Below are 479 nucleotides of genomic sequence, written 5' to 3'. Positions count from 1 at the left end.
CCTACAATCGGAGCAGCCTTCACTACCTCGTTATTAAAATCTAACTCAATCATAAAACCTCCAGTTTAAAGCGGGTCGTCCGTGACCCAAAGTTGTTACCATACGTTGGTCAGCGTGTAGTTAGCCTCTACCTCCACGACCTTCTATCCCATTCTGATGATAAACTAACCACGCCGAAGCGGGTTTTTGTTATGACTTTCTTATACAAACGTGATTCCCCTCTTTTAAGTAATACCCCCCAACAGGTATACCGGAAGATGCAGCAGTTGGGTCATCAGCCGCCTCTCTCAGGGTGTAACCACGGGAACCATTACCTGCATCATATGAATAACCATTAACTGTACTACCTCCACTTATTGAGTTAGGTAGATTACTGATAGAGTTATCAATAACACGGCTATTCCCGTATGCGTATACAGTATACGAAAGGCTGCATTTTCGCATATCTGTTCCATTTATAACTACCAACCCATTCGGGT

1 protein-coding gene is annotated in these 479 nt (G+C 43.6%); it reads right to left on the bottom strand.

From position 1 onward, the window contains the following. Window positions 1–189: 189 nt before the first annotated feature. Window positions 190–444 (bottom strand): hypothetical protein, encoded by a 255-nt coding sequence (locus I6F53_RS20170; protein WP_197240941.1) that lies wholly within the window; start codon window positions 442–444, stop codon window positions 190–192. Between the last annotated feature and the right edge of the window lie 35 nt (window positions 445–479).

This window comes from Pseudoalteromonas sp. SWN29, assembly GCF_015864465.1.
Taxonomy (GTDB): domain Bacteria; phylum Pseudomonadota; class Gammaproteobacteria; order Enterobacterales; family Alteromonadaceae; genus Pseudoalteromonas.
This window is presented reverse-complemented; position numbering and strand designations above follow the sequence as displayed.